The sequence below is a fragment of the Streptomyces roseicoloratus genome, from assembly GCF_004117935.1.
GTDB lineage: Bacteria > Actinomycetota > Actinomycetes > Streptomycetales > Streptomycetaceae > Streptomyces > Streptomyces roseicoloratus.
In genome coordinates this window covers 33,044-59,101 of sequence record NZ_SDOY01000095.1, presented here as the reverse complement: position 1 = coordinate 59,101, position 26,058 = coordinate 33,044, and the positions used below count along the sequence as shown (strand labels likewise).

21 protein-coding genes and 1 riboswitch are annotated in these 26,058 nt (G+C 71.4%); of the genes, 8 read left to right on the top strand and 13 right to left on the bottom strand.

The window, feature by feature from the left end; translation table 11 throughout:
* The 7 genes from ESG85_RS10295 to ESG85_RS10265 all read left to right on the top strand — a co-directional run.
* The coding region (locus ESG85_RS10295; protein WP_219825176.1) for a response regulator transcription factor at positions 1–553 on the top strand (553 nt) is incomplete at its 5' end.
* A gap of 199 nt (positions 554–752) precedes the next feature.
* Positions 753–2,369: an asparagine synthase-related protein gene (locus ESG85_RS10290; RefSeq protein ID WP_164986215.1), complete on the top strand. Its 1,617-nt coding sequence runs from the start codon at positions 753–755 to the stop codon at positions 2,367–2,369.
* A gap of 18 nt (positions 2,370–2,387) precedes the next feature.
* Positions 2,388–2,645: a lasso peptide biosynthesis PqqD family chaperone gene (locus ESG85_RS10285; RefSeq protein WP_128977760.1), complete on the top strand. Its 258-nt coding sequence runs from the start codon at positions 2,388–2,390 to the stop codon at positions 2,643–2,645.
* An 8-nt stretch (positions 2,646–2,653) separates the two neighbouring features.
* Positions 2,654–3,070 (top strand): lasso peptide biosynthesis B2 protein, encoded by a 417-nt coding sequence (locus ESG85_RS10280; RefSeq protein WP_128977766.1) that lies wholly within the window; start codon positions 2,654–2,656, stop codon positions 3,068–3,070.
* A gap of 88 nt (positions 3,071–3,158) precedes the next feature.
* Complete coding sequence (locus tag ESG85_RS10275; RefSeq protein ID WP_164986214.1) at positions 3,159–4,835, top strand: ABC transporter ATP-binding protein; 1,677 nt, start codon at positions 3,159–3,161, stop codon at positions 4,833–4,835.
* Between the two features lie 24 nt (positions 4,836–4,859).
* The gene (locus ESG85_RS10270; protein WP_425471202.1) at positions 4,860–5,867 is read left to right on the top strand and encodes a methyltransferase; all 1,008 of its coding nucleotides are present in this window, start codon (positions 4,860–4,862) and stop codon (positions 5,865–5,867) included.
* 457 nt (positions 5,868–6,324) lie between these two features.
* Complete coding sequence (locus ESG85_RS10265; RefSeq protein WP_425471200.1) at positions 6,325–7,383, top strand: quinone oxidoreductase family protein; 1,059 nt, start codon at positions 6,325–6,327, stop codon at positions 7,381–7,383.
* A gap of 259 nt (positions 7,384–7,642) precedes the next feature.
* Here the strand turns inward: ESG85_RS10265 and ESG85_RS10260 are convergent, their stop codons facing one another.
* From ESG85_RS10260 to ESG85_RS10235, 6 genes are all read right to left on the bottom strand, one after another.
* Positions 7,643–8,203, bottom strand: coding sequence for a DUF7676 family protein (locus ESG85_RS10260; RefSeq protein WP_128977757.1), 561 nt, complete (start codon positions 8,201–8,203; stop codon positions 7,643–7,645).
* Complete coding sequence (locus ESG85_RS36570; protein WP_128977756.1) at positions 8,200–8,922, bottom strand: (2Fe-2S)-binding protein; 723 nt, start codon at positions 8,920–8,922, stop codon at positions 8,200–8,202. The genes ESG85_RS10260 and ESG85_RS36570 overlap by 4 nt, the downstream gene beginning before the upstream one ends.
* A complete protein-coding gene (locus ESG85_RS10250; protein ID WP_128977764.1) occupies positions 8,916–9,977 on the bottom strand; it encodes an ABC transporter ATP-binding protein in 1,062 nt (353 codons plus the stop codon). The genes ESG85_RS36570 and ESG85_RS10250 overlap by 7 nt, the downstream gene beginning before the upstream one ends.
* An 8-nt stretch (positions 9,978–9,985) precedes the next feature.
* A complete protein-coding gene (locus ESG85_RS10245; RefSeq protein ID WP_246094917.1) occupies positions 9,986–11,026 on the bottom strand; it encodes a FecCD family ABC transporter permease in 1,041 nt (346 codons plus the stop codon).
* 188 nt (positions 11,027–11,214) lie between these two features.
* Positions 11,215–12,432, bottom strand: a complete 1,218-nt coding sequence (locus tag ESG85_RS10240) for an ABC transporter substrate-binding protein (RefSeq protein WP_128977755.1) — start codon at positions 12,430–12,432, stop codon at positions 11,215–11,217.
* A 246-nt stretch (positions 12,433–12,678) separates the two neighbouring features.
* Positions 12,679–12,864: riboswitch (cobalamin riboswitch) on the bottom strand.
* Between the two features lie 120 nt (positions 12,865–12,984).
* Complete coding sequence (locus ESG85_RS10235; RefSeq protein WP_128977754.1) at positions 12,985–14,046, bottom strand: zinc-binding dehydrogenase; 1,062 nt, start codon at positions 14,044–14,046, stop codon at positions 12,985–12,987.
* A 252-nt stretch (positions 14,047–14,298) separates the two neighbouring features.
* On the opposite strand from ESG85_RS10235, the gene ESG85_RS10230 reads away from it, so the two are divergent.
* Positions 14,299–17,520, top strand: a complete 3,222-nt coding sequence (locus ESG85_RS10230) for a bifunctional cytochrome P450/NADPH--P450 reductase (protein WP_128977753.1) — start codon at positions 14,299–14,301, stop codon at positions 17,518–17,520.
* A gap of 71 nt (positions 17,521–17,591) precedes the next feature.
* Here the strand turns inward: ESG85_RS10230 and ESG85_RS10225 are convergent, their stop codons facing one another.
* The 7 genes from ESG85_RS10225 to ESG85_RS10200 all read right to left on the bottom strand — a co-directional run bounded on the left by ESG85_RS10225 (position 17,592) and on the right by ESG85_RS10200 (position 26,035).
* Positions 17,592–18,218 carry a TetR/AcrR family transcriptional regulator gene (locus ESG85_RS10225; protein ID WP_128977752.1) on the bottom strand — a complete coding sequence of 209 codons (627 nt, stop codon included), beginning with the start codon at positions 18,216–18,218 and terminating at the stop codon, positions 17,592–17,594.
* Between the two features lie 51 nt (positions 18,219–18,269).
* Positions 18,270–20,474, bottom strand: a complete 2,205-nt coding sequence (locus ESG85_RS10220) for an ATP-binding SpoIIE family protein phosphatase (protein WP_128977751.1) — start codon at positions 20,472–20,474, stop codon at positions 18,270–18,272.
* A 48-nt stretch (positions 20,475–20,522) separates the two neighbouring features.
* Positions 20,523–21,389 carry a phytanoyl-CoA dioxygenase family protein gene (locus ESG85_RS10215; RefSeq protein WP_128977750.1) on the bottom strand — a complete coding sequence of 289 codons (867 nt, stop codon included), beginning with the start codon at positions 21,387–21,389 and terminating at the stop codon, positions 20,523–20,525.
* Between the two features lie 254 nt (positions 21,390–21,643).
* The gene (locus ESG85_RS10210; RefSeq protein WP_246094916.1) at positions 21,644–23,296 is read right to left on the bottom strand and encodes a sodium:solute symporter family transporter; all 1,653 of its coding nucleotides are present in this window, start codon (positions 23,294–23,296) and stop codon (positions 21,644–21,646) included.
* Entirely contained in the window at positions 23,293–23,568 is a 276-nt protein-coding gene (locus tag ESG85_RS35835; protein ID WP_246094915.1) for a hypothetical protein, read from the bottom strand. The genes ESG85_RS10210 and ESG85_RS35835 overlap by 4 nt, the downstream gene beginning before the upstream one ends.
* 125 nt (positions 23,569–23,693) lie before the next feature.
* Complete coding sequence (locus ESG85_RS10205) at positions 23,694–24,797, bottom strand: phosphotransferase family protein (protein WP_246094914.1); 1,104 nt, start codon at positions 24,795–24,797, stop codon at positions 23,694–23,696.
* Positions 24,797–26,035, bottom strand: coding sequence for an acyl-CoA dehydrogenase family protein (locus ESG85_RS10200; RefSeq protein ID WP_128977747.1), 1,239 nt, complete (start codon positions 26,033–26,035; stop codon positions 24,797–24,799). The genes ESG85_RS10205 and ESG85_RS10200 overlap by 1 nt, the downstream gene beginning before the upstream one ends.
* Positions 26,036–26,058: the final 23 nt, after the last annotated feature.

Here is a 26,058-nt window from a genome sequence, read left to right as displayed (position 1 = left end):
TCGAAAACCCATCTACCAGGGGCTTCACCCGTCTGTCAGCCCAACCGCCCCTCCTGGCCGACAGGTTGGAAAGAGCTCAGTGGTTCTTTCCGTCCTCAGGCACAGGGGGAGGCACGTCGTCATGCGACCGAGATCAGCGATGCCCGAGTGGGTGCCGGCTCTGCACCGCGTCAGCCGGCTCAGCAGCAGGGAGCTCCAGGTGTTCCGGTTACTGGCCGACGGGGCCAGCAACGCCGAGATCGCCGACGAACTGGTGGTGACGGAGCGGACCGTACGCGCCCACACCGGCAGCATCCTCGCGAAGTTGGAGCTCCAGTCACGCCTGAAGGTGTGCCTGACTGCGTTCGCATACACGCAAAGACTGGCTCTGAGGCCAATGGCCGAGGACTCGCAAGGGGGTCAGAGTGGAGTCATCACAGCACGGGAGGAGGTGAATGGGATGAAGAAGTTCTACGAGGCCCCTGCTCTGATCGAGCGTGGCGCATTCGCGGCCGCTACGGCCGGGTTCGGCCGGCTCCTCGCCGACCAGCTGGTTGGTCGGCTGATCCCGTAACCGCGGCTCGACGAAGTAGGAAGGTACCCGGCATCCCATGGACAGTTTTGTGGTGGCACCTGACCACGATGCGGCCACGGCGGCTGTCGGGTGCCTTCCCTTCGAACCGAGGCACGTCGTGCCCCACCCTTCCGGGCGGCCCTGGATCCTGGCAGACCTGCCCTTCGCTACTCTGTCCGTAGTCCACGCAGACGGGAACATGCTCGCGCTCATTGGGCCGGGCGATGTGCCCCGGGACCAGATGGCACTTGCTCTTTCAGCGTGCGCGAGTGTTGCGGACCTGGACGGATTCATCACCTCGCTGCCTGGGGTGTTCCACGTTATCGCCCGCATTGCGGGGAGATCCCGTGTGCAGGGCACCGCGTCGGGGCTCCGGCAGGTGTCCTACACAGAACACCTCGGTCACATCTGGGCCAGCGACCGGGCCCGCACGCTCGCGCGGTTGACGGGGGCGCCGCTTGATCGGTCCTCGCTGGCGCTCCGGCTGATGGAGCCCGTGCCCCATCCCTTACCTGAGCGTGGCCTGTGGCGCGGCATCGAAACAGTGCCACCGGGGCACTGTCTCGTCCTGGGCGATGGGCGGGACAGGCGGGTCGAGCGTTGGTGGCGCCCGCCAGCACCGAGCATAACGCTGGCCGCCGGCGCAGATCGGGTACGGGAAGCCTTGAGCCTTTCGGTCCGACAGCATGCGCGGGGGCGGACGAGAATCAGCAGCGAACTGTCGGGCGGATTTGACTCCACGGCTTTGTTCTTCCTCGCCGAGCGGGAACAACCGGTCGTGGCCGTGACGGCCGCCGGCCGCGACCCCTTGGACGAGGATGCGGCCTGGGCCGCACGCGCCGTGAGCCACGCCCGCCGAGCCGACCACCGCGTGGTCCCGGCTCAGCAGCTGCCGCTGGTCTACGCGCAGCTGGACCGGGCGACCGAGCCGTTGGACGAGCCGTCCATCGCCGTCGCCAGCCGGGCACGAGTCCTGGCAATGACGGAGATTCCGCGCCGGGAGGGCGCAGACCTCCACCTCACCGGCCACGGCGGTGACCACTTGTTCGTAGGCTTGCCGACTCTGACCGCAGACCTCCTACGCAGCCGACCCTTGCTGGCCCTACGCCACATGAATGCCTATCGGGGCATGTTCGGCTGGTCGTGGAGAGACATGGCCAGACAACTGCTCAGCCCTGGCTCCTACCGGCGCTGGTTGGCGACGTCGGCGACCTCGGGTACCGGGGCTGACCCGCGGTTCCCCATCCTCACCTGGGGACTCGGAGCGACCATGCCGCCCTGGCTCACACCCTCTGCCGTGGAGACGATTCACGAGGAAGTCCGGCAGGCCGCGCAGACGGCGGCACCGCTGGCCTCCACCCCGGGACGCCATCTCGAGCTCGACGGGATTCGCGACGGAGCCCGCCTCGCGCGAGCTCTGACGGACATCACCGCCCTTGCCGGACTGCCCCTCTCCACGCCCTTCTTCGACGACCGGGTGATGGAGGCCGCACTCGCAGTGCGTATCGAGGACCGGGCCCGGCCTTTCGCCTACAAGCCGCTGCTCGCCGCTGCCATGCACGGCATCGTGCCCCCCGAGCTGCTCACAAGGACGACCAAAGGGGTAGGAAGTATGGACCTGGCAGTGGGGCTGCGCACCTACGCGCCGCATCTCAGCCAGCTCTGGTCCGACTCACGGCTTGCGGAACTCGGCCTGGTCGACGGGCAGCGCCTGGCATGCCTGTGCGCACGCCCGGACTCCGTCGAACTGGACGACGGGGCGCTGCTCACCACCGTGGCCTGTGAGCTGTGGCTCCGTAGCCTGGAACACGCATAGCACAGACAGGAGACAGTCATGGGTTTCACGCTGCATGACCACATCTCGATGGTGCCCACCGAATACGGATCGGTCCTGCTCGACGAGCGCACCGGCGCCTACTTCCAGCTGAACCCCACGGGCACGGAAGTAGTGACGGGCCTGATCGAGCAGCACGACGCGGCGCACGTCGCGAGGAAGCTCGTGGCCGAGTACGACATCGGCGAAGAGCAGGCGGCCTACGATGTCGCAGCGCTCATCGCCCAGCTGCGTGAGGCGGAGCTGGTCCGGCCGTGAGCGCCGGAATGACCATGCCCGCCCGAGAGCCGGGCGGTTTATGGCGACGGGCGAAGGTAAGGAGCGCCGTCCTGGCCGGGTTGCTCCTGGCGCTCATGGCCCCGCACCGTATCCGCTCCTTCATGCGGCGGGCGGCGGGCGGAGCCCGGCAGGCGAAGTACGAGACGGTGGAGCGTCATTACCGTGCCGTAGTCGCGGCCAGCCCCCGCTGTGCCGGGTGGCAGGGATGCCTCCCCCGCTCGATCGCGGTGGCGCTCCTGTGCCGGGCTGAGGGCAGGTGGCCGGAGTGGAACGTCGGTGTCCGCCGGACGCCGCCCTTCGCGGCCCATGCCTGGCTCGAAGCGGATGGAAGGGTCGTCGCCGAGCCGGGGACGCCGACGGCCTACGGGGTGCTCATGCACGTGGGGGTTGCTGATGTCTCCTAGCCGGGACAAGGCCAAGCCCGTGGGGATCGCGGCACTCCTTCACCTGCTCCGGCCGCACCGAGGTCTTGTCGCCGGCGCGGTCACTCTGGTGATCGCCGCCTCCGTGCTCGGTCTCGCGCAGCCGGTGCTCGCCGGCCGGATCATCGACCGCGTCCGCACGTCCGAGCCCATCGCCGGTCTTGTGCTGACCCTCGCCGCCCTCTTCGTGGCGCAGACGCTGGTCGACACCGCCGGCCGCTATCTCCTCGAGCGCAGCGGCGAGAGCGTCGTCCTCGGGATACGGCGGCTGCTGGTTCAGCGACTGATCCGCCTGCATCTGCCCGTACTCCACACCCATCGCACCGGAGACCTGATATCCCGCGCCACGGGCGACACCCAGGCACTGCGCGACAGCATCACGCGCAGTCTCGTGGAGATCGCCGTGGGAGCCCTCACCGTCGCGGGCGCGACCGTGCTCATGGCCGCCATCGACCCTGTCCTGTTCCTCGTCGTGCTGGGCGTCTTCGCCGTCGCCGCGCTGGGGGTGGCGGTCGTCCTGGACCGCATCCGACAAGCGGCGGAGCAGTCCCGAACCGCGGTGGGGGTGCTGACCGCGGATCTCGAAAGGAGCCTGTCGGCGATCAGGACCATCCGGATCCACCGGGCGGAGCAAGTGGACACGGACCGGCTCCTGGCATCGGCCGAGGCGGCCTTCGCCGCAGGGATCAGAGGCGCACGGCTCGCCGCCACCGCCCAGCCCGCGATCCAGCTCGCCGCTTCTGGCTCCTTCCTCCTCGTCCTCGTGGTGGGCGGCATGCGCGTGGCCTCCGGGGATCTCCAACTAGGCGACCTGGTCGCTGTACTGCTCTACGCCACCTACCTGGTGATGCCCCTCGGCAACCTGCTGGAAGGTCTCACCACGCTCAAGCGGGCCATGGGAGCACTTCAGCGCGTACAGGAGGCCCTGGACCTGCCCACCGAATCCGACGAAATCACATCGAGCGCGATCGCGGCAGCCGTCCCAGGCGCACCAGCGCTCGCGTTCGCCGACGTCCGCTTCTCCTATGACGACCGTCCCGCGCTGAACGGAGTCAGCTTCGAGCTCGCCCGCGGGTCGAGGACGGCGTTGGTCGGTGCCTCCGGATCCGGCAAGTCGACGATCCTCTCCTTGATCTGCCGGTTCTACGAGCCGGAGAGTGGCACCATCACCTATCTCGGCCACGACGCAGCCACTTTGACCCGCGCCCAATGTCGTCAGCTCGTGTCACTTGTCGAGCAGAGTGCCCCGGTACTCCACGGAACGATCCGGGAGAACCTGTGTATGGGCCGGCCCTCGGACGCGGCCGGCATGGACAGGGTGCTCCGCCAGGTCAACCTTCACGAATGGGTCGAGACCCTGCCCGACGGCGTCGACACCCAGGTGGGTGAGCACGGGTCTCAGCTGTCCGGCGGCGAGCGCCAACGCCTGGCGATCGCACGGGCTCTGCTGACCCGGCCCGCCCTCCTGCTTCTCGACGAGCCGACCTCCAGCCTCGATGCGGAGAACGAAAGGACGGCGATGGCCGGACTGCGCCGCATCCACGGGGACTGCGTCACCGTGTTGATCGTTGCCCACCGCCTCTCGACCGTGCGCGATGCCGACCACATCCTTGTCGTCGACGAGGGAGAGGTGGTCGCCGCAGGCAGCCACCACGAACTGGTACACACCAGCGAGCACTACCGGCTCCTGCTGGGCAGCCAGATCAGGGACGACGACCACGCCGACTTCCCGGGAGTGCAGAAGTGACCGCCGAGCTCGAGTTCGCAGAGGCTGCGAGCGGACTCGCCCCCCATCGCGCTCCGCGCTGCCGCCACTCTGCGGATGGCCGACCACATAGCCGCAGGCCACGACACCGTCCTGTCGCTGGCCGAGCGGACGGGCACCGACCCGGACCTGCTCGGTCGCGTGCTCCGGTTCCTGGCGTGCCGTGGCGTGTTCGCCGAGCCCCGCCCGGGAACGTACGCCCTCACCCCTCTATCCCTCACCCTCCTGGAGGGCCACCCCTCGGGCCTACGCGAATGGCTCGACGCTTCAGGGGCCGGGGCGCGCATGGACGCCGCTGTCGGAGACCTCCTCGGCGCATTGCGCAGCGGCGAGCCCTCCTACCCCAGGCTGCACGGGCGGCCCTTCTACGAGGACCTCGCCCTGCACAGCAGGGGCCCGGCCTTCGACGGTCTGCGCCACACGCACGCCGAGAGCTACGTCGCGGACCTGCTGGCCGCGTATCCCTGGGAGCGCGTCAGGCGCGTGGTCGACGTGGGTGGTGGCACAGGAGTCCTCGTCGAAGCCCTCATGCGCACCCACGCCACCCTGCGCACCGTGCTCGTGGACCTCCCGGGCGCGGTGGCCACCGCCACCGCCCGTATCGCAGCCGCGGGCTTCGGCAATCGTTACACCCCGGTAACCGGCAGCTTCTTCGACCCCCTTCCGGCCGGCGCGGATGTGTACACGCTTGTCAACGTCGTCCACAACTGGAACGACGAACGGGCATCCGCCCTTCTGCGCCGGTGCGCCGATGCCGGCCGAAGGGACTCCACCTTCGTCATCGTGGAGCGACTCGCGGACGACGCCGACCCCCGAGCGATCACCGCCATGGATCTGCGCATGTTCCTGTTCCTCGGCGGAAAGGAACGGACCGCGGCCCAGATCCGCGAGGTCGCAAGCGCAGCCGGCATGGCACACCAGTCGACGATCAAGACCCCATCGGGACTGCATCTACTCGTGTTCCGCAAGAAGCGTTTTGCGGCTCGGGGTCACGGGCGGCGGATGGTGACGTGAGGTCGAGCTGATCGTTCCGGTGGGGCCACGCCGAGTCCGACGAAGGAGCTTCCAGGTGATGACGGCGGGCATTCCCGGTCCACCTCGCACACCGCGTTTCCCGGCTCGTTGGCCGCACCCTCTCCGGGCTGACGTCTGCGCGGTATCGAGCCCGGGGACTGGACGGCGTTCGTGGGCTTCGCCGTCGACGAGGAGCGGTGGGGAGACCTGCTGCATCCACCTCGGACCGCCGAGGGGTTCCGCGCCTGAGCGAAGGAACAGGACGCCGTGAAGTCCGACGGAGACTCCTTCGGGTCGACCATCGAAGCTGCACTCGATGCGCGAAGTCGAGTGAATGCCGCGGCGGGTGGTGCATGTCTCGACCCTTGGCGGCCTCGGGCTGCTGTCCCGGGCCTGGGTGCAGCAAGCGTCTCAGGTCTCAGCGGGGCGGCGGGCCGGTCTGTCTGCCGGGAATCGGATGGCCGTCGACGGGGTTGGTGGGGGACGAGCCGATCATTGGAGAGTCATGCGAGCGATTCAGGTGTACGAAGTGGGCGGTCCCGAGGTGCTGCGGGAGGCCGAGGTGGACCAGCCGCGGCCGGGGCCGGGCGAGGCGGTCGTGGAGGTCGCCGTGTCCGGGGTCAACTTCCTCGACGTCTACCACCGCGAAGGCCGCTACAGCCTTCCGCTGCCGTTCACCCCGGGCGCTGAAGGCGCCGGCACGGTTGTCGAAGTGGGGCCCGGTGTCGCTGACGTCACGGTCGGGGACCGGGTCGGTTGGGTGGAGATTCCCGGCACGTACGCCGAGCGCGCCGTCGTGGACTCCTCCCGGCTGGTGCCGCTGCCCGACGACATCGACTTCGAGACGGCCGCCGCCGTGCTTCTCCAGGGCATGACCGCGCACTATCTCGTCAAGGACGCCTACCCGGTTCAGGAGGGCGACACGGTGCTCGTGCACGCGGCCGCCGGTGGCATGGGGCTGCTTCTGACCCAGCTCATCGCCCATCTCGGCGGCAGGGTGATCGGCACGACGTCGACCACGGCGAAGGCCGAGCTGGCGAAGCGTGCCGGGGCCGCCGAAGTGATCCTTTCCTCCGCGGTCGACGATCTCGCCGCCGAGGTGAGGCGGCTCAACGGCGGTCAGGGACTGCCGGTCGTCTTCGACGGCGTCGGCGCGCACACCTTCGACGCGAGCCTCGCCAGCCTGCGTCCTCGCGGCCATCTCGTGCTCTTCGGCGCGGCAAGTGGTGCCGTGCCGCCGTTCGATCCGATGCGGCTCGCCAGCGGCGGTTCGCTGACCCTGATCCGGCCCAGCCTCGGGGACTTCATCGCCGATCGGTCCGAACTGCTCCGACGGGCCGCCGATGTGTTCGCGTGGGTGCGCTCCAAGGCGCTTGAGGTCACCGTGACGGGCCGCTACGCCTTGTCCGAGGCCGCCCGGGCCCACAGCGATCTGGAGGCTCGACGTACCACCGGCAAGCTGCTCCTCATACCCGATGCGGCCGCCATGGGGCGCCGCGAGGAGACGCAGCGCTGATCGCGGGTGACGAGGGCGGGGATCTTGGTGTATCGGGGTCACACACCGTCAAGATCCCTCGGCCGGTCGGCCGGTCGGCCGGTCGGCCGGTCGCTCGGTCGGCCGGCATGCAGCAGCGAGGCGGGGGCGTGGGGTCGGGTCGCTCATGAGGGGGTGCTCCTTTCCCGGACCGAGGGACTGCGTCACCTCGGAGTTGTATTCCAACGTTTATATGGGTTCTTTCGTGTGTCCTGTCGGGAGGGGGAGAAGCGGCTGCCCGTCAGCCGCTGTGGCGGAACCCCTTGCCTGAGCGGTCGAGCGGGTCGGGCGACAGGCTCAGGAAGCGGGCGCGGAGGGTGTCCCACGCGGCGAGGCGGGTGAAGTCGGGGGTGTCGAGGATCTCTTGGCGGTCGGTGAGGAACGGGTTGGGCAGCAGGACGGTCATCATCTGCTCGTCACGGCCGTTGAACAGGCGGACGCCCCAGCTGACGGGGGAGCCGTCGGAGCCGAGGCCGCGGTAGAGCTCGGCGCGGGAGCAGCGGCGGATGCGGCCGAGTTCGGGGCCGGAGGCGGTGTGTTCGCCGATGCACAGGTGGAAGTGCCAGGCGCCGAAGTCGATGGTGGCGTAGCCGTCGTTCATGGTGATGGCGGTGGGGGCGTTCGGGGCGCCGACCTCCCAGGCGGCGCCTTCGATGAGGGGCCCGAAGTGGATGTGCTGCCAGTGGTCGGTGAAGACGGTGGTGACGAGGTCGAGGAGGGTGGGCTCGTCGACCGGCAGGGGCCAGACGTGCTGGGTGCCGCCGCCGGGGGTCTCGACGACGGTCGGCTCGGTGGTGGTCATGCGGTTTTCTCCTTGAGGTTGAGGACGCAGTCGCCGCAGGTGCCCGCGCCCGGTACGCGGTAGTACAGGCAGCAGCTGTGTCGTTGGTAGGCGAGCGGCTCGGCAGGGGTGGCGTGGTGGGTGGTGCCCGCTCCCGCCAGTGGAGGCCGGTCCAGCAGGGCCCGCACGAGGGGTACGACAGGGAGGACGGTGCGCGGCGTTCCGGCGAGAAGGACGCGGTGGGCCCCGATCAGCGCGGACGCGGCGTTGCCCCGCAGCGTGTGCGGGGACACGCCGGAGACGCGCCGTATCGCGTCGGCCCAGGGCGTCAGGTTCTCGGCGATGACCGTGTGGTGCAGGGCCGGGTGCGGTTCCCGGTCGACCTCTCGCGGGTCGGGGAGCCACAGGTCGAGAGGGCCGGACGGCGGCAGTCGCCACCACAGCCGTTCGGGCGCCAGATCGGGGACCCGGCCGGTGAGCGCGGCGCAGGCCAGGGCGATGGACCAGAGCCGGGACGCGGTGCCCAGGTGCAGGGCGGACGCGGCCACCCGGGGCTGGTCGCCGCCCAGACGCCCGGCGACGACGCGTACGCCGTCCGCGAGCACCTCGGGGTCGGTGTACAGGTCGGTCATCGGGCGAAAGCCCGGGCCGCCGGGGTGGGGGCCGGTGGCCACCGCGAAGTAGGGACCGATCGCGGAGACGCGCGCCAGGGCGCCGGAGGTGACGACCGCGGTCACCATGTCCGCACCGTCCGCGTCAGCTCGTGGAATCCGCGGACGCGGACGACCTGCCCGTCCGGACCGGTGAGGGTGAGCCGCTCGGCTCCGTCCCAGGTCACGGTCCTGCCGGCGGTCGGTCCTGCCGGGGCCGCGACGGCCAGCCCCTCGCGGGCGAGGGCGCGTTCGAGGAGCGGGAACACGTCGGCCGGCGCGTCCACCGTCACGCCGGCGCGTGCCGTGCGCCGCAGGCCGAAGGTGCCGGAGGCCGCGTCGAAGGCGAGATGGTCGGCGTCGAACGCGGCGGCGACGGCACCACTGCGGATCAGGTCCTCGGGCGCCCCGGCGTGGACGCCGGAGTCCCGGTCGACGAGCCAGACCGCGTCGGCCACCCGCAGCGCCAGCTCCAGGTCGTGGGTGCTGACCACGACGGTCAGGCCCTTGTCCCGGGCGAGGTCGCGCAGCAGTACGGTGAGCGCCACCCGCGAGGGGACGTCGAGGAAGGCGGTCGGCTCGTCGAGGAGGACGACCGCGGGCTCCTGGGCGAGGGCTCGGGCGGTCAGGACGCGCTGGCGTTCGCCGTCGGAGAGCTCGGAGGCCGGCCGGTCGGCCAGGTGTCCCGCGCCCACGGCCTTCAGCGACCATGCGACGGCCGCGTGGTCCGCGGCCGTGAGGCGGCCGGTGAATCCGGTGTGCGGGTGGCGGCCGAGCCCGGCCAGTTCCCGTACGGACAGCAGTCCGGCGTCCACGCGGTCGGTCAGGACGACCGCCAGGCGCCGGGCGAGAGCGGCCGGCGGCTGGTGTGCGAGGTCCACCCCGCCGATGTGCACCCGGCCGCCGAGCGGTGGCAGGAGCCCGCACAGGGTGCGCAGCAGCGTGGACTTGCCCGCGCCGTTGGGGCCGAGGAGCACGGTCAGCTCGCCGGCCCGCGCCTCCAGGTCGAGCCCGGACAGCACGGCCCGCGCAGCTCGGTGGCCGCGTCGCGGCGACCGGGTGCGGTAGCCGACGGCGAGTCCCTGCGTGACCAGGCCGCCGGGGCGGTCGGGCCGGCGGGCCGTGTCCGCGACGGGTTCGGTCATCGTGTCGCTCACGAGGCCACTCCTTGTACACCACGACGGCTGCGGATCAGGAACGCGATGACGACGGGGGCGCCGAACAGCGAGGTGACGGCGTTCAGCGGCAGCACGGCATCCGTGCCGGGCGGCTGGCTCAGCAGCGCGCACGCAAGCGCGAGGAACGCCCCGGCGAGCATGGACGCAGGGATGAGCGCCCGGTGGTCCGAGGTCCCCAGCGCCACCCGCGTCAGGTGCGGGACGGCCAGGCCGAGGAAGGCGATCGGCCCGCAGAACGCGGTGGCCGTGCCCGCGAGCAGCGCCGTGCCGAGCAGCGCCAGATCGCGGCTGCGCCGCACGTTCAGGCCCATGGTGCGGGCGTAGTCCTCGCCGAGCAGCAGGGCGTTGAGGCGTTTGGCGGTCAGCAGCGCGGTGAGCAGGCCGGCGCCGATGACGGGCAGCATGACGTGGAGGTCGGGCCAGGTCGTGGCGCCGAAGCTGCCCAGGCCCCACAGGACGAACTGCTGGGCGCGTTCGGGCCGGGCGTAGACGAGCATCACGCCGACCATGGCGGTGGCGGCCGAGCCGATCATGACGCCGATGACGAGCAGGGTGACGGCCGACCGCACCCATCGGGAGAGGAGCAGGACGAGGGCCAGTACGGCGGCGGCGCCGAGCGAGGCGGCGATGACGACGCCCACGCGCCCGAGGCCGGCCAGGTCTCCGGTGAAGCTGCCGGCGACCCCGCCGGTGCCGACCACCACGGCGGCGACGCCCATGCTCGCGCCCGAGCTCACCCCGAGGGAGAACGGGTCGGCCAGCGCGTTGCGGAACAGCGTCTGCATCTGTACGCCTGCCACCGCGAGCGCGGCGCCGACGGCGGCGGCGGTCAGCGCGCGCGGCAGCCGGACCTGTTCGACGATCACGGTCCACCGCGGGTCCTCGGCAGTGCCGCCGAACAGCACCCGCACCACCTCCGCGACCGGCACGGGATGGGAGCCGGTGGCGAGGGCGAGGACGAACAGCAGGGCGGTCCCGGCCGCGAGGGCGAGGACGACCACGAGGCGCCGACGCACCGGCCGCGCAGCGTCCGATGCCGGATCCGGTTCCAGTGCCGGCTCTAGTGCCGGATCCGGTGCCAGTGTCGGTTCCAGTGCCGTTTCCGGTGTCGGTGTCGGTGTCGGTGTCGGTGTCGGAGCCGATGCCGGATCCGGTTCCGGCTCCAGTGCCGTTTCCGGTGCCGTCAGGGGTGTCCTATGTGTCGTCACGCCGTGGGCACCTGCTGGTAGAAGGTGAAGGCGTGGCCCTTGGCCTGGTCCGGGTGCATCAGCGCGAAGAGGTCGGCGAGGACCAGGTCCGGGCGCAGCACACCGCGCTCGAAGTAGTCGTTGCCGCCGCCGGGGCCGAGCGCCTTCTGGTTCGTCCACACCGCTCCGCCGGAGACGGCCTTCAGCTGTCCGTACCGGCTGTCGGCCTTCACGGCGTCGGCGGTGGACTTCCACTGCTGGTCGGCGATCCAGACCGGGGCCTGGCCGGCCTTGGCGTACACGCCCTCGAAGTTCAGCTGCAGGTTGCCGGTGCCCGTCTCGCCGGCCCACGGGTAGGTGCCGCCCGCGTCCTTGATGAGCCGGGCGGCGTAGCTGCCGCCGGCGGGCATGCTCCAGGTGCCCTGGTACATCGTGCCGGGCAGGACCTCGACGGGCTTGCCCGCCTCGGCCGCCCGCGCGCCCTTCTCGGCGACCTTCCGGTAGTCGCCCTCGATGGTGTCGAAGACCTCGCCCGCCTGCCTTTCGGCGCCCGTGAGCGCGGCCATCGCCTTGACCCACTCGGCCCGCCCGAGCGGACTGGCCTCCAGCCACTCGGCGTTGGCGACCACGGCGATGCCGGCCTGACGCAGCTTCGGGTACTGGGGGTCGTCGGTGCCCTGGGTCATCAGCACGTCGGGCTTGGCCCCGATGACGGCTTCGGTGTCGAGGACGCGGTCCTTGGCGTACTCGGCGACCTTGCCGCCCTTCACCCGCTCGATCACCTCGGCGGAGGAGACGGCCGCGGCGCTCGCGACACCGGTCAGCACGTCCAGGGTGCCGGTCTCGGTCAGCAGCGGCAGGTGCGTGGTGGAGGCGGAGTACAGGCTCCTGACGGGTACGGTGACCTGCTGCGCGGACGCCAGCTCGCCGGTCAGCTTCGGCTTCGGCGCACCGCACTTGACCAGTACGTACGACTCGGGCTTCCCCTTGGGGAAGGGCTCCTTGACGGTGAGGACCTGGTAGCTCTTCTCGTACCGGAGCGTGAAGTTCTCGGCGTGCCTCACCGTCGACTTGACCGGGAAGTAGTCCTCGGCCGGGTCGAAGTCCTCGATGCACCCCTCGCCCTCGGCACGCGTCCTGGTGTCGGCTGTGGTGCCGGCGTCGCCGCCGCATGCGGTGAGCGTGAGGGCGACGGCGAGGAAGGCCGCCGCGGCGGCCTGACGGCGTCCGGGCATGACGGATCGTACGGGCAAAGGTGACTCCTGGTGGCGTGCGTGAGCATCCGCGCACGGGCATGACGGTGCGCGGATGTGGCGTACGAGAAGGAACCCGCCGAAGGCGGGGGTGGTCAGGCCCTCGGGGAACGGGCCGGTGCGTCAGGCCGGGCAGGCCGGCTCCGAAGGGACGCGGGCAGCGCGAAGCTGCCACCACACATACGCAGGCACATGGGTGCCACCGCCTCTCCTGGGGAAATCCGCCCCGTACTTCGAGGTGCGACGGCGTGAGTCTCCTGACTCGGGATCACAGCTTCTCCGGCCTTCCCGCCCCGGACGGGGCGGTGGCCATGGGCGGAGTCGCTCCCCCTACACAGTGGCGGTACCGTGCCGGAATCTCACCGGCTTCCTCGTTCCGCCGTCGCTTGACGGTCCGAAGCATCGCAGAACCGACGCCGTCCCGCCAACCCCACCGTCGGCCACGGGACTTCCCAGAGCGACCTCGACGGTGGGGCGGGCGGTGGCCGGGGCGTCCGCGTCGGGCGGCGTGAGCCGGCCACCTCCCTTCGTGCTTCAGGGGGTGAGCACGAGACGGATCGGGTCTCCGGTCTTCTTCTCCAGCCGGGCGACGGCGTCCGCGGCTTCCGCCAGCGGGATGTGGGCGCTGACGGAGGGGCCGAGGTCGATCCGTCCGGCGGCGGCCAGTCCGACGAGCTGCTCCACGTGCTCCGGCTCGGAGCCGTAGTGTCCGCGGATCTGCCGGACGTTGAAGCAGAAGTCGATGCTGTCGGCGACGGTGACCGGCTCCGGGGTGAGGCCGGCGAGCACCAGGACGCCGTTCGGGCCGAGGACGGTGCCGGCCTGGGCGCGGGCCGCTCCGACGCCGGCGAAGTCGAAGGCGACGTCGATGCCCCGGCCTGCCGTGGCCTCGCGCACCGCCTCGGCGAAGTCCGCGGCCATGGGGTCGAGGGCGTGGTCGGCGCCGAACAGGAGGGCGCGCTCGCGGGCGGAGGGCAGCGGGTCGACGGCGATGACGGGGGCGGCTCCGACCAGGCGGGCGAGCCGGATGCCGTGGGCGCCGAGGCCCCCGGCTCCCCAGATGCCGACGGCCTGGGCGGGGCGGACCGCGCCGGTGTCCACGATCGCGGCGTACGGGGTGGAGACGGCGTCGGGGATGATCGCGGCCTGGTCGAACGGGAGGTGGTCCGGGATGGGGAGCAGGGTGTCCTCCCGGGCGAGGGCGTACTGCGCCCAGCCCCCGTCGTAGTCCACTCCCCGGGTCAGGGGTTGGCGGCAGAGCATGTGGCGCAGGCAGTCGCCGCACTCGCCGCACGCCTGCCCGGCCTGGAGCACGACCCGCCGGCCGGGGGTCCAGTCGCCCTTCACGTCGGGACCGACGGTGTGGACGACGCCGGCCACCTCGTGGCCGGGGGTGATGGCGCCGGAGTCCTTGACGGCGTCGACGGGGTGGAAGGGGCTCAGGCTGCCGTCGATCAGATGGATGTCGGAGAGGCAGACGCCGGCCGCCCGCACCTCCACGAGGACCTCGCCCGGGCCGGGAACCGGGATCGGGACCTCCTCGACGACGAAGGTGCGGGTGTCCAGGCGCAGCCGTCCGGCCAGCATGGTGTTCATGCGGAAACCTCGATGTGCTCGGTGGAAGAAGCGCGCACGCAGATGATGCGCTCGACATGGTCGACTGACCATGTCGATTAACCGTGTCCAGTGACGAGGTCGTCTGTCAAGCCGCCTCGGTGGGACGTTCGGAGGGTGGACCGAGTTCCGTCGCATGACTGTGTCGTTCCATACAGTCACTCGACATGTTCACCCGACAAAGTCGCATGTAAGTTGGTGGGCGACTGCTGGAGTGCAACGAAAGGCACGCTCATGACTCAGGTGTCCGTAGGTGCGGCGCGGGCGATCCCCGAGCGCCCCCCGCTGCCCCTCGTAGGCCACGCGTTCAACGTTCCCGCGGGCGCGGACTTCCTGGCCTACCTGCTGAAGGAGTTCAGGGAATTCGGGCCCGTGTACCGGCTGCGGCTCTTCGGGAGGGACACCGTCATGGTCGGCGGCCTGGACCTCGTGACCGAGCTGTCGGACGAGAGCCGCTTCCGCAAGCACGTCCACCAGGACCTGGTCGAGGTCCGTGCCCTGGCCGGGGACGGCTTGTTCACCGCCTACAACCACGAGCCGAACTGGCGCAAGGCGCACGACATCCTGATGCCCGCGTTCTCGCTCGGCTCGATGCGCAGCTACCACGCCCCCATGCTCCAGGTCGCCCGGTCGCTGATCGGCAAGTGGGACCGGCTGGCCGGGGTGCAGTCGGTGGACGTGCCCGACGAGATGACCCGGCTGACCTTCGACACGATCGGCCTGTGCGGCTTCGGCTACGACTTCCAGTCCTTCCGCCGCGACGACCTGCACCCCTTCGTCGAGGCGATGTCCCGGGCCCTCGTCTTCGCCCAGGAGAAGGGCGAGTCCATCCCGGGCTCCGAGATCTTCAAGAGGAAGAAGGTCGAGCAGTTCCGCGCGGACATCGACCTGATGACGGACCTCGTCGACGACGTGATCCGGGAGCGCCGCGCCTCCGGCGACACCGGCACGGACGACCTGATGGGGCTGATGCTGCACACGAAGGACCCCGTCACCGGTGAGCCGCTGGACGACGTCAACATCCGGCACCAGGTGATCACCTTCCTGATCGCCGGCCATGAGACCACCAGCAGCGCGCTCTCCTTCGCCCTGTACTACCTGACCAAACACCCCGAGGTGCTCGCCCGGGCCCAGGCCGAGGTGGACGCCCTGTGGGGCGACACCGCATCCCCGGACCCGCAGTACGGCGACATCGGCAAGCTCACCTACATCCGCCAGGTGCTCAACGAGAGCCTGCGCCTGTGGCCGACGGCGCCCGCGTACGCCGTCGAACCGATCGAGGACACCGTCATCGGCGGCAAGTACCCCGTCCGCAAGGGCGAGTCGCTGATGGTGATCACCTCCGCCCTCCACCGCGACGCGGCCTGGGGGGAGAACGTCGAGCTGTTCGATCCCGAGCGCTTCACGCCCGAGCGGGAGGCGGCCCGCTCGGTCCACGCCTTCAAGCCGTTCGGCAACGGCGAACGGGCCTGCATCGGCCGCCAGTTCGCGCTGCACGAGGCCACCCTGCTGCTCGGCCTGCTGGTGCACCGCTACCGTCTGATCGACCACACCGACTACCAGCTGAAGATCAAGTCGACACTGACCATCAAGCCCGACGGGTTCAGCCTGCGGCTCGCCCGCCGTACCAGCGACGAACGACGCCTGCCCGCCGCGACGGCGGCGGACCCGGCCACGGGCCGCGCCGCGACCGTGACGCGCCGGGCGAGCGGCACCGCGCTGACCCTGCTGCACGGCTCCAACCTCGGAACCTGCGCCGGCATCGCCCGCGACCTCGGCACCGACGGCGAGGAGCACGGCTTCGCCCCGACCGTCGCCTCCCTCGACCAGTACACGGAGAGGCTGGCCGGCTCCAAGGGCCCCGTCGTCATCGTCGCCGCTTCCTACAACGGCCGTCCCACCGACGACGCCGCCGAGTTCGTCGCCTCCCTGGAGGACCTCGCCCCCGGCTCGCTCGCCGGGCTGCGCTACGCCGTCCTCGGTGTCGGCGACCGCAACTGGGCCGCCACCTACCAGCGGATCCCCACCCTGATCGACGAGCGCCTGACCGCCGCCGGCGCCGTCCCGCTCCTGGGACGCGGCAGCGCCGACGCCTCCGGCGACTTCGGCGGAGCGGTCGACCAGTGGACGGAAGAGCTGTGGAAGGCGCTCCTGGAGGAGTACGGCGAGGCGGCAGCCGGTGAAGCGGCCGCCCCCGCCCCCGCACCCGAAGCGGAGGGGGAAGGGCTGTACGAGCTGGAGGACACCTCGGAGTCGGTCCTCGGCGGACTCGCCGCGCGCCACGGCGTCCAGCCGATGGAGGTCCTCGAGGCGTACGAACTCGTCGACACCGACCACGAACTGGGCCGCTCCAAGCGCTTCCTGCGACTCCGGCTGCCCGAGGGCGTCACCTACCGCACCGCCGACCACCTGGCCGTCCTCCCGAGCAACCCCGAGGACCTCGTCCGGCGCGTCGCCGACCGCTTCGGCCTCGACCTGGACCGCACCGTCCGGCTGCGCGCCCGCCGCCGGAGCCGGGGCGCCCTGCCCGTCGACCGGCCGCTGACCCTGCGCCGCCTCCTCACCGACTTCGTCGAGCTCCAGGACGCGGCCACCCGGGAGCAGGTCGCCGTGCTCGCCGAGCACACCGCCTGCCCGCCGGAGAAGCAGCCGCTCACCGCCCTCGCCGGCGCCGATCCCGAGGCCTTCCGGGAGCGGGTGACCGGCGCGGGGCTCAGCGTCCTGGACCTCCTGGAGCGCCACCGCGCGTGCGAGCTGCCCTTCGAGCGCTTCCTGGAACTGCTGCCGGTGCTGCGTCCCCGGCACTACTCGATCTCGTCGTCCGCCGCGGCCCGGCCCGGCGAGGCCGACCTGATGGTGTCGCTGCTCGCCGCGCCCCACCGGTCGGGCGAGGGCACCTTCCGGGGCATCGCCTCGCACTTCCTGCAGACCGTGAACAAGGGTGACGTGATCCAGGCCCGGGTGCTGCCGTGCAGCGAGTCCTTCCGCCTCCCCGAGGACACCTCCGTACCGGTGATCCTGGTCAGCGCGGGCACCGGCCTCGCGCCCTTCCGCGGTGCGGTCCTCGACCGTCACCACAGCGCCTCGACCGGCACCCTGCTCTGCTACTTCGGCTGCGATCACCCGGACGTGGACTACCTCCACCGGGAGGAGTTCGAGGCGGCCGAGGCGGCCGGCGCGGTGAGCATGCGCCCCACCTTCATGCACGCGCCCGAGAACGGCGCCCGCTTCGTCCAGGAGCGCATCGCCCGCGAGAGCGAGGAGGTGTGGTCGGTCCTGGAGGCCGGCGGACGCGTCCACGTCTGCGGCGACGGCCGTCGCATGGCCCCCGCCGTACGGGAAGCGTTCATGGCGATCTACCGCGAGCGCACCGGCGCGAGTGACGAGCGGGCCGTGGCCTGGCTCGCCGCGCTCGTCGGGTCCGGACGCTACGTCGAGGACGTCTGGGCCGGCTGATCCTCACGAGGAGACGGAAACGGTGGTGGGGGCACCTGGGAAGGTGTCCCCACCACCGTTGTCGCGTGGTGTCAGGCCATCGGTACGTCCGGGAGGTCGAGGCTCCCGTCGGCCAGCGCCACGGTCGCGGCCACGAGCGCGCTGAGGCCCGTCCGCTCGGTGGTCTCGTCCGGCAGGCACTGGAGGACCTGCATGGTGAGTCCGTCGAAGCCGGAGAGGAAGAACCGGGCCACCGTCTCCGGGGGCTCGGCCAGTTCCTGCCCCGTCCTCCTGGCCGTCTCCGAGATCACCTGCGCGGTCACCTCTATGACCCGCCGGTAGTGGCTCTGCCGGGCCTCGTTGAGGCCGGGCACGCGCAGGGCGAACATGGTCAGCTCGCTGAGCAGCTGGTGGTGCGACGACGGCTCGCGCACGGTGCCCCACAGGGCACCCGCCAGGGCGCTGAAGGTCTCCTCGAAGCCCGCGTCCTCCGGCGCCGCCCGCCGCACCTGCGCGACCAGCTCGTCGGTGATCTGGTCCATGACCGCGCGGTACAGGTCCTCCTTCGTGCCGAAGGTGTAGTGGACGGTGGCCTGCGCGACACCGAGCTCCGCGGCGATGGCGCGGGTGCTCCCCGCGGCGACGCCTTCCCGGGTCATGAGGTCGATGGCCGCCTTGATCAACTGGGGGCGGCGCTCCGCCGCGGAAACATGAGCCATGCGCCCACTATATCGACTTAGTCGATCGATCAAGTCGGCGTGGAGCAGGCACTACGGCACGTCGGCGGTCGACGCGCCGTCCGCGGGCAGAGCCTGCTCCGCCCAGATGACCTTTCCCTCGCGACCGTGCCGCGTGCCCCAGCGCTGCGCGCACTGGGCCACCAGGAGCAGACCGCGGCCGCCCTCGTCGTAGATCCGGGCGCGGCGCAGGTGCGGGGCGGTGCTGCTGGCGTCCGACACCTCGCAGGTGAGCGTCGACTGGAGGATCAGCCGCAGCTGGATCGGGCTCCTGCCGTAGCGGATCGCGTTCGTCACCAGTTCGCTGACGACCAGCTCCGTGGTGAAGGAAAGATCGTCCAGCCCCCAGGCCGCCAGGACGTCGGAGGCGAAGCGGCGGGCCCCGGACACGGCCGCCGGATCGGACGGGAGGTCCATCGTGGCCACGTGGTCCGGATCGAGGGCACGGGTCCGGGCGACGAGCAGGGCGACGTCGTCGGCGGGGCGGCCGGGCAGCAGCGCGGCCAGCAGCCGGTCGCAGATCTCCTCCGGCGACTCCGGCGCCGAGGCGAGGACCTCGCGCAGCGTGGCGAGTCCGCGGTCCACGTCACGCCCGCGGCCGGCGATCAGCCCGTCGGTGTGCAGGACCAGCAGGCTGTCCTCCGGCAGCTCGAACTCGCCCGTCTCGAAGGGGAGTCCGCCCAGGCCGAGGGGTGGCCCGACGGGCATCTCGGGCAACCCGGCCGGCCTGGCGGCCCCGCCGGAGGCCGCGGGGGTCACCACGGTCGGCGGGACGTGGCCGGCACTGGCCAGGGAGCACCGGCGGGAGACGGGGTCGTAGACCGCGTACAGACAGGTGGCGCTGGTCTCCCTCTCGTCCGGCGACTCCTCGCGCTGCATCCGGATGACCACGTCGTCCAGGTGGGTGAGGAGTTCGTCGGGCATGAGGTCGATGTCGGCGAAGGCGCGGACGGCCGTGCGGAGCCGGCCCATGGTGGCGGCGGCGTGCAGGCCGTGACCGACCACGTCGCCGACGACCAGGGCGACACGGGCCCCGGACAGCGGAATGACGTCGTACCAGTCACCGCCCACACCGGCGCGGGACCCGGCGGGCAGGTAGCGCGAAGCCGTTTCGACGGCAGCCTGTTCCACCGTGCCGCGCGGCAGCAGGGCCCGCTGGAGGGTGAGCGCGGTCGCACGCTCCCGGGTGTACCGGCGGGCGTTGTCGATGGACACCGCCGCCCTGGAGGCGATCTCCTGGGCCAGGAGGAGATCGTCGTCGTCGAAGGGGGCCGAGGTGCGGTGTCGTACGAACTGCACCAGGCCGAGGGTGTCCCCGCGGGCGTGCAGGGGCACGAGGAGGACGGAGTGCAGGCCGAGGTCGCGCAGCACGCGGCCGTGGGACGCGGACGGCGCCACCCACGGGGGCATCTCGGTCCCCGCGATGCGCTCGAGGACGGAGCGTCCGGTGGCCAGCGCGCGCACCGGCTCCGATCCGTCGGGGTAGGCGTGGGCCTCCCCGACGCGGAGCGGGGAATCCGGACAGCCGTCGAGGACGGAGCGCTGGGCGACGCGGCGCTGTGTCCGGGCCTCCGGCGGGCCGGTGCCCGCTTCGTCCAGGGCGGAGTCGAGGAGGTCGACGGCGACGAGGTCGGCGAAGTCCCCGGTGCAGACCTCCGTCAGCTCCTCCGCCGTGCGGGTGATGTCGAGGGTGGTCCCGATGAGCTTGCTGGCCCTGTCGGTGAGGAGGAGCCGGCGCTGCAGCAGACGGTCGCGTTCCTCCTGGTAGGCGGCGACGACCGCCTCCGAGGAGTGGTCCACGTAGTCGAAACCGAGCGTCACCAGCCTCATGGAGGCCTGGTGGATCAGGTGCCAGTCGCCGGTGCGGCGGGCGGCCTCCGTCTGCACCTGTTCGAGCAGGCCGAGGTGGCCGAGCCGGTAGGCGCGCAGGAGCCGGCTCACCGGGATTCCCCGCCGGGCGAAGAGGCGCCCCAGGTCCAGGGCGGTCGGGGGAGCCTCCGGCACGCTCGCGCCGGGGCGGGTCTCCAGGAGGTCCAGCAGCGCGGTGACGTGCTGGATCGTCTCCTCCAGGCTCAGGGCTTCGATGTCCGCGTCCTCCCACAGCTCGGGGAGTTCGCCGTTCAGGCGCCGGAGCAGCAGGCCGGCCAGCTTCGTCACCTGCGGTCGGAGGTGGCGGGCCAGCTGTCCGAGGAACGCGTCGACCTCGGTTCCCATAGGGCGAATGTACGGGAAAGCCATGACGTGCGCTCCTCGGACAGCCGCGGCGGCCCCTGGCCGGTCCGGGTCTCAGAGGCCGAGGTGGTCGCCCAGATCGGCGTAGTCGACCTGCCACAGGCCGGGCGAGCCCGTGGGGTACTGGGAGCGGAAGCCGAGCATGCGCTGGACGCGCGGCGAGAGCGTCCTGGCGAGCTCCCTGTCGACCAGGAAGGGGTACGCCTCCTCGCCGGTGAGGAAGCCCGCGTTGAACGTGAAGGCGAGGCCGCGCCGGTACGCGTCGCCGGTCCGGTTCGCCCCGCCGCCGTGCGCCGTCTTGCCGCTGATGAGGAGGACGTCTCCCGCGTCCATGACCGCCGGAATCGTCTGCTCGGGCGTCCCGCGGTCCTCGAAGTCGCTCCAGTGGTTGCTTCCGGGGATCACGCGGGTGGCGCCGTTCTCCTCCGTGAAGTCGGTCAGGGCGACGAGGAAGTTGATGGTGACTTCCGGCCCGGCGGGCCCCATGCCGATGAACGGGAACCAGTTCTCCAGGTCACGGTGGAGCATCTGCGCCTTGTTGCCGGGGCCGATCTCGATCACCTGGGCGGTGGTCATCCAGTACGTGCCCGACTCCTGGAGGAAGACCCGGTCGCTGATCTCGTGGACCAGGGGGTGGTCGATGACCTCGCCGCGGAACGTGGCGCTGTGCGTCACCAGGTTCGTGAGGCGCTTGGTGTTGCTGCCGTGGAACGCGGCCACGATCTCGTCCTCGTGGGTGGAACCCGGGTCGAGCGCCCGCAGCGGCTGCTCGATCTCGGCGTTGAAGCGGGCGATCTGCTCCTGCGTCAGGAAGCCCTTGACGATGACGCCGCCGTCACGGGTCACGATCGCGAGGATCTCCTCCGCCGGCGTGTCGTTCGCCACGGACGTCAGGGCCCGGGTCGTCTTCTGGGTCGTCATGTGCGTCCTCTTCCTCGATCCGCGTCGCGGTTGACCGGCCGTACGCTCAGCCGCGGGCGTTCCGTCTTCTCGGATCTCGCCGCGCGTCGTCCGCGCGGCCGTCGGGCGGGTGCGATGGTTCCGGGGTTTCCCTGTCGTTCGTGTGGTGGTGGTCTCACTGTCGCGGCCGGGACCGCGGGCGAGAACGGCGGCGGGCACCTGCTTCGCCCGGGCTCGGTGCACGGTGCACCAAGCGGGCCGCGGGCACGGCGGAGCTATCCGCTCGCGACGTTCCTGCCGGAGTCGACGCGCGCTCCGGGGGCGCTGCGGTCGGGAGCCGGTCGCGGCACCGTGTGCCGGTCGCGCGTGATCCGTTCCCAGGGGCGTGCGCTGCCGAGCCATCCGAGGAGGAAGGCCGCCGGTACGGAGACCAGGCCGGGGGTGTGGAGCGGGAACAGGTTGAAGTCCCGCTCCGGCAGCAGCGCGTACGTCGTCCCGGACACGGCGGGGGACGCGAGGGTCAGGAGGGTGCACAGGGACAGCCCTCCGTGGACGAGCCACAGCAGTCCGTGGCGGTTGAAGCCGCTCCAGAGGAGGGAGTAGACGACCGCGGGGAACACGCATGTGGCCGCGAGACTCAGGGAGAACGCGAGGAGGAACTCGATGGGATAGCGGTGCACGGCGGTGGTGAGGAGAAGGCTCACGGCGCAGAGCGCGACGACGGACAGCCGCAGGACCGCCGTTTGGCCGATCCTGATCCGGGCCCGGCCCTTCCGCCCGAGCAGGTCGCGGGTCACGGAGACGGCGGCGGCGAAGGTCACGCTCGCCACGGCCGTGAGCACCGCGAGGAAGGCGACACAGGCGACGAGGGTGATGAGCACGACCCGGCTGGTGGAGTGGTGGGGGAGGACCTCCGACGCCAGGAGGATCGGGGCTCCCTGCCCCTTCACGTCGACCGCTCCGATCGGTCCGCTGCCCACGACCGCGGCCGCGGCGAAGCCGGTCGTGATCAGCAGCAGGTAGAAGAGGCCGGTCAGTCCGACGGCGATGCTCAGTGAGCGCCGGGCGGCGGGCACGTCCCGGCTGGCGCTGACGCGCAGGATCAGATGGGGCATCATCGCGGTGCCGAGGACGAGGACGATGTGGTCACTGAGCGTGTTGAGCGGACCGGAGCCGGTGACGTGCCCCCACAGCCCGGGGCCGAGGTACTCGTCCGGGGACATGCTCTTGTCCACGGCGGCCGACAGCAGAGACGCGGGACTCCAGTCGAACAGGCGCAGCGCCACCAGGATCACCGCGGTGAGCGTCGCCAGGGCCACGGGCACCTTGGCGGCCTGCACGAACGTGGTGCCGCGCAGATCGGCCACTCCGGCGAAGCACATGATGAGGCATCCCATCATCACCGTGCACACCACCTGGGCCGTCTCGGTCGGCATGCCGATCAGGAGAGCGGCGGTGATGCCGCCGGCACGCAGTTGGACCATGAGCAGAGGTACGGCGATGCACAGCGTCACCACCGCGCCGGCGGCCCGCGTTCCCGGTCCCTCGGCACGCAGGGAGAACAGCTCACCGAGGGTGTAGCGCCGGGTCGCGCGAATCCTGGGGGCGAGGAGCAGGAAGACACCGAGCGCGAGGGCGCTGTCGACGGCGGTCGAGACTCCGTCGTAGCCGAAGAGGGCGATCGTTCCCGGCATCGAGACCAGGATGACGACCGTGATCTGTTCGCCGGCCATCGCGACGCCGTTGAGGACGGGCGGGAGGGACCGGCCGGCGACGTGGAGGCGTTCCGGGTCGTCGTCCTGAGTGGCGAGGGTGAAGACCCACAGCAGGCAGAGGCCGATGAAGACGAGGAAGGCGACGATGACCGCGCCCCTCGCGGCGGGACCGATGAGGTCGGGCGAGCCGGCGCTCAGGAGGTACGTCGTCACCTCGCGCCCCCGGCCGTACGAGAGGGGGCGGTCGTCGTCGGCGCCGGTTCGCGGGAGGACACGGCCCGGCTCTCGTACCACCACGTCCCGCCGACGAGGACGACGAGCTGCGTGAGCGCCCATCCCATGGCGAGGGTGAGACGGCCGTACACGGAGGTCTCTCCGAGGCGCGTGGAGCAGGAGAGCAGGATGCCGACGGCGAGCGGCAGCGCGTTGATCGTGACCAGGACCCGTGTGTCGTCGGGTGAGGGCGGGGAGGGAGCGGAGGGCACGGTACCTCTCTGGGGAGAAGGAGGACGGAGACGAGGAGGAACGGCATGCCCGCGACCGCGGCGTGGGAGGGGACAGCCCGGCCGCGGCGGGGTCGGTCGAGACCCGTACCGGTCGCGTCGGGGTGTCAGCGGCGGCGCGCGGTCGCCGTCAGGTCGGCGTATTGTCCGGCCCGCTCCAGCAGACGGGGGACACCCGTTTCGAGCGAGGGGCCGAAGGTCGTGTCGTCCGGGCGCTCGCCACGCCGCCAGCGCGTGTAGATGGCCTCGCAGAAGATCGCCGCCTTCCACAGGGCGAGGGTCTGGTACCAGGGCAGCGGGGTGAGATCGAGGCCCGTGCGGGACCGGTAGCGCTCTGCCATCTGGCGCTGTGTCAGGTAACCGGGCGACCTGGTCACCGTGGTGAGTTCGAGCGGGGTGGTGGGGCGGCCCGCCTCGGACCAGGTGGCGGTGAGGTACCCCAGATCCGCCAGCGGGTCACCGAGCGTCGCCATCTCCCAGTCCAGGATCGCGAGGACCCTGGCAGGCGCCCGCGGAGCGAACATGAGGTTGCCCATGCGGTAGTCGCCGTGGACCACCGAGGCCGCCTGACTCGCCGGCAGGTGCCGGGCGAGCCAGTCGGAGATGCGCTCCACCGCGGGCAGGCTGCGGGTGGTGTTGACCTCCCAGAGCCCGCGGAACCTGTCGACCTGGCGCCGGAGGTACCCTTCGGGCCGGCCCAGGGAGGCGAGCTCTCCCCGGGTCACGTCGATGCCGTGCAGGGCGACGAGGGTGTCGACGACCGCCTCGCTGGTGGCCCGGCGCTCGGCGGCGGGGGAGAGGTGGGCCGGAATCGTGTCCGTGACGACCGTGCCGTCGAGCCGGGACATGAGGTAGAACGGCACGCCCAGGACGTCCTCGTCCGTGCAGACGGCGAGGATCTCCGGCACCGGCACCCCGTGCCCGTGGAGAATCCTCTGGATGCGGGCCTCGCGCACCATGTCGTGCGTCGACTTCGGCAGCGGCGGGCGCGGGCCGCGGCGCAGGACGACGGACTCGCCGCCGCGTTCGATCAGGTAGGTGACGTTGGAATGGCCGTCGCCGATGCGTTGCCACGCGAGCGGACCGCTGCCGATGCCGTGGGCGTCGAGGAAGCCGGTGACCGCGTCGAGGACCAGGAGCGGAGGGCTGCCGAGGCGGCGGGCCCGCTCCCGGCTCGCGACGACCTCCACGCCGTCGGGGACGGTGTGCATCACGCGCCTCCGTCCCGGCCGACGACGGCGTCGCCCCGGTACCGCTCACCGGCCTGGACGGCGGCGTGCCGGCCGGCCGAGGCCCGGCGGGCGATCGCCCACCGGTGGGTCTCGTTGGAGCCGTCGTAGATGCGGAACGGTCGGACCTCGTTCAGGTACTGGGCCAGCGGGAGTCCGTCGGAGACGCCGTCGCCGCCGCAGATCTGGACGGCACGGTCGATCACCCGGAAGATCGCCTCCGAGCAGTGGACCTTGGCGACCGACGACATCGCCGAGCCCGCCTTCGGGTCGCCGTGCAGCAGCGCCGCGGTCTTGGCGATGATCGCGTCGGAGGTCTCGATGTCGATCACGGACTCGGCGATCAGGTGCTGCGCCAGGCCGAGCGAGTCGATCGGACCGCCGAACAACTCCCTCTTCCCGGCCCGGTCGAGAGCGATGTCGTGCGCCCGGCGCGCCAGTCCGAGCCACCGCATGCAGTGGGTGAGACGGGCCGGTCCGAGCCGTACCTGCGCGTAACGGAAGCCGAGCCCGACCTCACCGAGCACCGCCTCGTCGGGGACGAAGCAGTCCTCCAGGTACAGGTGCGGGTGGCCGCCGTCGATGGCGCGGTCGACGGTGTGGATCGCCTCGCCGACCCGGATGCCGGGGTTCGTCAGGTCGACGAGGAACATGGTGGCCCCCTCGGGGGAGCCGCCGACGGCCGGGGTCCGCGCCATCACGATGCAGAACGCGGCACCGACGGCGCCGCTGGTGAAGCGCTTGTGGCCGTCGATGATCCAGCCGCCGTCGGCGCGCACGGCGGTGGTCCGCAGCGCGGCCGGGTCGGATCCCGCGCCGGGGTGGGGCTCGGTCATGCCGAAGCAGGACCGGATCTCGCCCGCGGCCAGGGGCGCGAGGTAGGTCTTCTTCTGCTCCTCGGTCGCGATGAGGTTGAGCATGTGCATGTTCCCCTCGTCGGGGGCCATGCAGTTGAGCGCGCTGGGGCCGATCGGCGAGTATCCGGCCTCCTGGAGGATCGGCGACCAGTGCTCGACGGGCAGTCCCTGGCCGCCGTACTCCTTCGGCACGAGCGGCGCGAAGACGCCGGCGGCCTTCGCCGCCGTCTGCAGCCGGTCGCGGGTTCCCTGGTCGAGGCGTCCGCCGGGTGCGGGCTCGGCGTCGATGACGACCTCGCGGACGAACCGGCGGGTGCGCTCGCGCAACTCCGCGATCTCCGGGGGAAGGTGAGGGTGAGTCATGGTAGTCCTTCGTGGGGTGGGCG

What these genes read in the sequence shown, in the direction of transcription:
- ESG85_RS10230 (WP_128977753.1), top strand. Translation starts at nt 14,299, where the DNA reads ATGACTCAGGTGTCCGTAGGTGCGGCGCGGGCGATCCCCGAGCGCCCC.
- ESG85_RS10240 (WP_128977755.1), bottom strand. Translation starts at nt 12,432, where the DNA reads ATGCCCGGACGCCGTCAGGCCGCCGCGGCGGCCTTCCTCGCCGTCGCC.
- ESG85_RS10280 (WP_128977766.1), top strand. Translation starts at nt 2,654, where the DNA reads ATGACCATGCCCGCCCGAGAGCCGGGCGGTTTATGGCGACGGGCGAAG.
- ESG85_RS10225 (WP_128977752.1), bottom strand. Translation starts at nt 18,218, where the DNA reads ATGGCTCATGTTTCCGCGGCGGAGCGCCGCCCCCAGTTGATCAAGGCG.
- ESG85_RS10220 (WP_128977751.1), bottom strand. Translation starts at nt 20,474, where the DNA reads ATGGCTTTCCCGTACATTCGCCCTATGGGAACCGAGGTCGACGCGTTC.
- ESG85_RS36570 (WP_128977756.1), bottom strand. Translation starts at nt 8,922, where the DNA reads ATGGTGACCGCGGTCGTCACCTCCGGCGCCCTGGCGCGCGTCTCCGCG.
- ESG85_RS10285 (WP_128977760.1), top strand. Translation starts at nt 2,388, where the DNA reads ATGGGTTTCACGCTGCATGACCACATCTCGATGGTGCCCACCGAATAC.
- ESG85_RS10235 (WP_128977754.1), bottom strand. Translation starts at nt 14,046, where the DNA reads ATGAACACCATGCTGGCCGGACGGCTGCGCCTGGACACCCGCACCTTC.
- ESG85_RS10200 (WP_128977747.1), bottom strand. Translation starts at nt 26,035, where the DNA reads ATGACTCACCCTCACCTTCCCCCGGAGATCGCGGAGTTGCGCGAGCGC.
- ESG85_RS10205 (WP_246094914.1), bottom strand. Translation starts at nt 24,797, where the DNA reads ATGCACACCGTCCCCGACGGCGTGGAGGTCGTCGCGAGCCGGGAGCGG.
- ESG85_RS10215 (WP_128977750.1), bottom strand. Translation starts at nt 21,389, where the DNA reads ATGACGACCCAGAAGACGACCCGGGCCCTGACGTCCGTGGCGAACGAC.
- ESG85_RS10290 (WP_164986215.1), top strand. Translation starts at nt 753, where the DNA reads ATGCTCGCGCTCATTGGGCCGGGCGATGTGCCCCGGGACCAGATGGCA.
- ESG85_RS10250 (WP_128977764.1), bottom strand. Translation starts at nt 9,977, where the DNA reads ATGACCGAACCCGTCGCGGACACGGCCCGCCGGCCCGACCGCCCCGGC.
- ESG85_RS10260 (WP_128977757.1), bottom strand. Translation starts at nt 8,203, where the DNA reads ATGACCACCACCGAGCCGACCGTCGTCGAGACCCCCGGCGGCGGCACC.
- ESG85_RS10265 (WP_425471200.1), top strand. Translation starts at nt 6,325, where the DNA reads ATGGCCGTCGACGGGGTTGGTGGGGGACGAGCCGATCATTGGAGAGTC.